Here is a 5,711-nt window from a genome sequence, read left to right on the forward strand (position 1 = left end):
CCTCGGGCGCCGGCCCAGCCGGGTCGGCGGGCGCCGCAGCCGCGACCACCGGCGCGGAACACGTCGCCTCCGCCAAGGTCACCGTCCCCTCCACCCGCGCCACCCCCAGCTTCAGCGGATCGACCGAGACCTTCAGCGACAGCGCCGTCGCCGCGGCCGTCCGGGACGTCGTCCGCGTCTCCGACAGGCTCAGGCGGACCTCCCCGACCCCGGGCACCTTCACCTCCGTCACCCCGCCGGAGGTCACCGTGGTCCGCTTGCCGAGCACGGTGACCGCGCCCAGCGGATTCGCCGACGCGACCGGCTTCTCCCCCGCCGCGCAGACCGCCTTCGCGGTGACCTGCTCGACCTCGACGAGGGACAGCAGGGGCAGCCCCGGGAGGTGCACCTTGGCGTGGGCGAGGTGCACGGACCCCACGGCCCGCTCCGCCGAGACGTCCGCGCTCGCCTTCGCGACCTGCGCGCCGAGCACGGTGAACGGCCGGCCGTCCTGCACCCCGTCCAGCTTCGCGGTGAGCGTGGTCCTCTCGGCGCTCCGCGGCGCCTGCACCTCGTTGAGCGAGACCGTGAGCGGGACGTCCACGGCCTTGCCGAGCAGGGAGACGTCGAGCCCGGTGCGCAGCACCACGGCGCCGGCGCGCCCGTGGTCGCCGGTGGCATGGGCCGGGCCCGCCCCGGCCAGGGCCGCGGGCCCCGCGGTCAGTGCGACGGCGGCCAGGACGGCGGCCGTCCTACGGGCGGGCATACGTGCGGGCATGCGGAAAGCGTTGCTGTTCAAGGTGGTGGGACCCTCACATGAGACAGAACCGGGGACAGGACCGAAGATCCGACGCCGCCGGCCGCTCCGCGCACGGGGACTGTGACGAACGGCCGGCGGCGTCGATGCGGGAATCCTCACCCACGGAGAGTGAACAGTCAGCAAGCTGACGTCAGTTCACCCGTACGTGGACTTTCCGCGCATTCCTTCGAATCACCAGGCACGTACGTTCCTCGCGACCACCCTGATGACTGAACCGGCCGGAAAACGCCGGTCGGCCCGCCGGGAGCGCGGTCACTCTGCGTCAGTGCACCCGACCGTTCAGGACCACCCGGTCCGGGGCCGCGAGGACCCGGACGTCCGCCCGCGGATCCTGCCCGTACACGACGAGGTCGGCCGGCGCGCCCTCCTCCAGACCGGGCCGCCCCAGCCAGGCGCGGGCGCCCCAGGTGGTGGCCGAGAGGGCCTCCACCGGCGGGAGGCCGGCGGTGACCAGCTCGGCGACCTCCGCCGCCACCAGGCCGTGCGGGAGCGTGCCGCCCGCGTCGGTGCCGACGAACACCGGGATGCCGGCGTCGTACGCGGCGCGCACGGTGTCGTACCGCCGCTCGTGCAGCCGCCGCATGTGCGCGGACCAGCGGGGGAACTTGTCGTCGCCGCCGGCCGCGAGCCGCGGGAAGGTCGCGATGTTGACGAGGGTCGGCACGATCGCGACGCCGCGTTCGGCGAAGAGCGGGATGGTGTCCTCGGTCAGTCCGGTGGCGTGCTCGACGCAGTCGATGCCGGCCTCCACGAGGTCCCGCAGCGAGTCCTCGGCGAAGCAGTGCGCGGTGACGCGAGCGCCGAGCCGGTGCGCCTCGGCGATCGCCGCCTCGACCGCCTCGCGCGGCCAGCAGGCGGCCAGGTCGCCCGTCGCCCGGTCGATCCAGTCGCCCACCAGCTTGACCCAGCCGTCGCCGCGGCGGGCCTCCCGGGCCACGTACGCGACGAGGTCCGCCGGCTCGATCTCGTGGGCGAAGCCGCGGATGTAGCGGCGGGTGCGGGCGATGTGGCGGCCCGCCCGGATGATCTTCGGGAGGTCTTCTCGGTCGTCGACCCAGCGGGTGTCCGCGGGCGAGCCCGCGTCGCGGAGCAGCAGGGTGCCGGTCTCGCGGTCGGCCAGGGCCTGCTTCTCCGACTCCTCGTCGGGGACCGCGCCGTGCGGGCCGAGGCCCACGTGGCAGTGGGCGTCGACGAGTCCGGGCAGGGCCCAGCCCTCGACCGTGCGGACGTCCCGGGCCGTGGCGGGGCGGTCGTAGGTGACCTTGCCGCCCACGACCCAGAGTTCGTCCCGGGCGTCGTCCGGGCCGACCAGTACCCGGCCCTTCACATGCAGTACCGCCGACCGATCGCTCATACGCGGCAGCCTAGTTCTTGGACCGGGTGCGTCGTCCGCGGGCCCGGTGGGGGTTGCTCGCGCAGTTCCCCGCGCCCCTGAAGGGCGCCCTTCAGGGGCGCGGGGAACTGCGCGGCCCGCCCCTACGGGGCTCCCTTGTCCTCCACCTCCGCCAGGGCCGGGTCCAGCAGGCGGGAGAGGAAGTGGCGGGTGCGGTCGTGGGTCGGGGCGCCGATGACCTGGGCCGGGGCCCCCTCCTCGACGACGACGCCGCCGTCCATGAAGACGACGCGGTCGGCCACCTCACGGGCGAAGGACATCTCGTGGGTGACGACCATCATGGTCATCCCCTCGTCCGCGAGCATGCGCATCACGGCGAGGACGTCCCCGACCAGTTCCGGGTCGAGCGCCGAAGTGGGCTCGTCGAAGAGCATCACCTCGGGACCCATGGCGAGCGCCCGGGCGATGGCGACGCGCTGCTGCTGCCCGCCGGAGAGCGAGCCGGGGTAGGCCGCCGCCTTCTCGGAGAGCCCGACGCGCCGCAGGTTCTCGGCGGCGACCTCCGCGGCCTCCTCCTTGCCCCGGCCCAGCACCCGGCGCTGCGGCAGCGTCAGGTTGTCGGTCACCGTCAGGTGGGGGAAGAGGTTGAACTGCTGGAAGACCATGCCGATCCGGCGGCGTACGGCATCGATGTCGACGTCCGGGTCGGTGACCTCGGTGCCGCCGACGAAGACCTGTCCCGCGGTCGGCTCCTCCAGGAGGTTCACGCACCGCAGCAGCGTCGACTTGCCGGAGCCGGAGGGGCCGATGACGCAGACCACCTCGCCGGCGCCGATCTCCAGGTCGATGCCGCGCAGCACCTGGTTGTCGCCGAACGCCTTGTGCAGGCCGCTGACCCGGATCTCCGGTACGGCCCCGGTGTTCTCGTTGCTCACTTGGTGGCCTCCCCGGCCTTCGCCTCAAGGCGGCGTACGACGAACCCGAGCGGGATCGTGACCAGCAGGTAGCACAGGCCCGCCACCAGGATCGGCGTGGAGTTGGCGGTCTCGCTGGCCAGGTCGCGGCCGAACTTGGACAGTTCGCGCTCCTCCAGGGTGACCCCGAGGAACAGCACCAGCGAGGAGTCCTTGAAGAGGAGCACCAGTTCGTTGGTGAGCGGCGGGATCACGATGCGGAACGCCTGCGGGATGATGATGGAGACCATGGCCCGCGCGTGCGAGAAGCCGAGCGAGCGGGCCGCCTCCATCTGCCCCTTGGGCACGGCCTGGATGCCCGCGCGGATCGTCTCCGCCATGTACGCGGCGGCGACCAGGCCGAGGGCGAGCGCGACCTTGCCGTACGTGCCGCCGGGGATCTCCGTGCCGGGGAACGCCAGCGGCACGGCGACGCCCACGAAGATGAAGATCAGCAGGGCCGGCAGTCCGCGGAAGATCTCGATGTAGATACCGGCCAGCCAGCGGTACGGGCCGACCGACGAGAGCCGCATCAGGGCGACGACCACGCCGAGGACGAGGCCGAAGACGAAGCCGGACACCGTGTAGAGGACGGTGTTCTTCAGCGCCAGCGTGATGATGTCCGGGAACATCCGCTCGGCCAGATCGACCTGCGCGAACTGGTTCTGCAGCTGTTCCCAGTCGGCCGTGACCGCGAAGGCGACCAGCGCGGCGACGAACACCGCGTACTGGACGCCGCGCGACACGGCCCGCTTCTGGCGCCTGCTCAGGCCCTTGCGGCGGGGCTGGACCCGGGTGTCGGCCTCGGTCATGAGGAGGCGGACGGGGAAGCGGAGGCGGCGCTCTCGTCGTACGGGCCGATCCACTTCTCGTACAGCTTCTTGTACGTGCCGTCCGACTTCGCGTCCGCCAGCGCCTTGTTGACGGCCTCGCGGAGCTTGGTGTTGCCCTTCTTCATGGTGAAGCCGTACTCCTCACCGGTGTTGATGTTGTCGGCGACCGTGAAGGCGTCGGCGTTGGCCTTGTCCTTGAGCCAGCCCTGGACGACCGGGTAGTCGATGACGACGGCCTTGACCTGGCCGGTGCGCAGGCCGTTGAGGAGGGCGTCCGAGGACTCGAAGGAGACCGGGTTCAGGCCCTTGCTCTTGGCGAACTCCTCACCGGTGGTCTGCGCCTGCGCGCCGACCTTCTTGCCCTTGAGGTCGGCTAGGGAGGAGATGCCGCTCTTCTTGTCGGCCAGGACGCCCTGGGTGGCCTCGAAGTACGGGTCGGAGAAGTCGACGTTCTTCTTGCGCTCGTCGGTGATCGTCATGCCGGCCGCGGCGAGGTCGCACTGGCCGGAGTTGAGGGACCCGCCGGTCTTGAAGTTCTCGAACGGCTGGTCGAGGATCTGCTGCTTCACGCCCAGGTCGTCGGCGACGAGGTCGACCAGGGCCACGTCGAAGCCCTGCACCTTGCCGTCGATCTCCGACTGGAACGGCGGGTACGGCAGGTGCGTGCAGGTGGTGAGCTGCCCGCCCTTGACGAGCTCGACCCCGTTCGCGGTGGTCTTCTCGCCCCCGTCGTCGTCCGAGGAGCAGCCGGCGACGAGCAGCAGCGCGGCCGTCGCGGTGGTGGCGGCCAGGACGCGGGTCCGGCGCGCGGGGGCGGTCTTCACGAGGGGTGACCTCCTGTGGGGAAACTGTGGCTTCTGATTATAAGGATCTGTTTGAGGTGCTCAAACCAATCCCATGGCCATGGTGGCACCCCGCCTCGGATGTCGCCGGTGGGGCGACCACCGGGGCGGCGGTTACGCTCGTTGCTGCCTACCCCGTGAGTGAAGAGAGCAACGCCGTGACCCATCCCTTCCTTGACCTCGCACCGCTGAGCGCGGAGCACTTCGCCGTGATCGAGGACCGTGTGGCGCAGCTGCTCTTCACCTCGCAGGACGTGGTGATCACGCAGGGCGAGGCACTGCTCCCCCTGGAGGGGGCCATCCGGGGCGCCGCGGGCCCCGGCACGACGGCCCTCAACGTGATCACGGGCCCGTACGGGCAGACGTTCGGCGACTGGCTGCGGGACTGCGGCGCGACCGTGCACGACCTGGCGGTGCCCTTCCACTCGGCGGTCACGGCCGCGCAGGTGCGCGAGGCCCTCGCCGCGCACCCGGAGATCGACTTCGTCTCCCTGGTGCACGCGGAGGCGGCCACCGGGAACACCAACCCGGTCGCGGAGATCGGCGAGGCCGTACGCGAGCACGGCGCGCTCTTCTACCTGGACGCGGTGGCGTCGGTCGGCGCCGAGCCGGTGCGGCCGGACGAGTGGGGCGTGGACCTGTGCGTGATCGGGGCGCAGAAGGCGATGGGCGGGCCCGCGGGGGTCTCGGCGGTGTCCGTGAGCGAGCGGGCGTGGGCGCGGATGGCGGCGAACCCGCACGCCCCGCGCCGCTCCTACCTGTCGCTGCTGGACTGGAAGGAGCGGTGGATCGACGCCGGGCGCAAGGTGCTGCTGCACGCTCCGGCGCAGCTGGAGATGCTGGCTCTGGAGGCGTGCGTGGGGCGGATCGAGGCGGAGGGGCTGGACGCGGTGATGGCCCGCCACGCCGCGGCCGCGGCGGCCACCCGGGCGGGGGTGCTCGCGCTGGGCG

At 72.1% G+C, this 5,711-nt stretch carries 6 protein-coding genes; 1 reads left to right on the plus strand and 5 read right to left on the minus strand.

Annotated features, from left to right (window positions below; genetic code table 11):
* The 5 genes from FGF04_RS21715 to FGF04_RS21735 form a co-directional block, all read right to left on the minus strand.
* Positions 1-757 (minus strand): SCO1860 family LAETG-anchored protein (locus FGF04_RS21715; RefSeq protein ID WP_235882432.1); only part of this gene is annotated, 757 nt, incomplete at its 3' end.
* Positions 758-1,061: 304 nt separating this feature from the next.
* Complete coding sequence (locus FGF04_RS21720; protein WP_149512978.1) at positions 1,062-2,153, minus strand: amidohydrolase family protein; 1,092 nt, start codon at positions 2,151-2,153, stop codon at positions 1,062-1,064.
* Positions 2,154-2,275: 122 nt separating this feature from the next.
* The gene (locus FGF04_RS21725; RefSeq protein ID WP_149512979.1) at positions 2,276-3,067 is read right to left on the minus strand and encodes an amino acid ABC transporter ATP-binding protein; all 792 of its coding nucleotides are present in this window, start codon (positions 3,065-3,067) and stop codon (positions 2,276-2,278) included.
* Entirely contained in the window at positions 3,064-3,897 is an 834-nt protein-coding gene (locus FGF04_RS21730; protein ID WP_149512980.1) for an amino acid ABC transporter permease, read from the minus strand. Before FGF04_RS21730 ends, FGF04_RS21725 begins: the two co-directional genes overlap by 4 nt.
* Positions 3,894-4,742, minus strand: coding sequence for an ABC transporter substrate-binding protein (locus FGF04_RS21735; protein WP_149512981.1), 849 nt, complete (start codon positions 4,740-4,742; stop codon positions 3,894-3,896). Before FGF04_RS21735 ends, FGF04_RS21730 begins: the two co-directional genes overlap by 4 nt.
* A gap of 176 nt (positions 4,743-4,918) precedes the next feature.
* Between FGF04_RS21735 and FGF04_RS21740 the strand changes: the two genes are divergently transcribed.
* Positions 4,919-5,711 (plus strand): pyridoxal-phosphate-dependent aminotransferase family protein (locus FGF04_RS21740; protein ID WP_149513762.1); only part of this gene is annotated, 793 nt, incomplete at its 3' end.

The organism is Streptomyces apricus, from assembly GCF_008369065.1.
Lineage (GTDB): Bacteria > Actinomycetota > Actinomycetes > Streptomycetales > Streptomycetaceae > Streptomyces > Streptomyces apricus.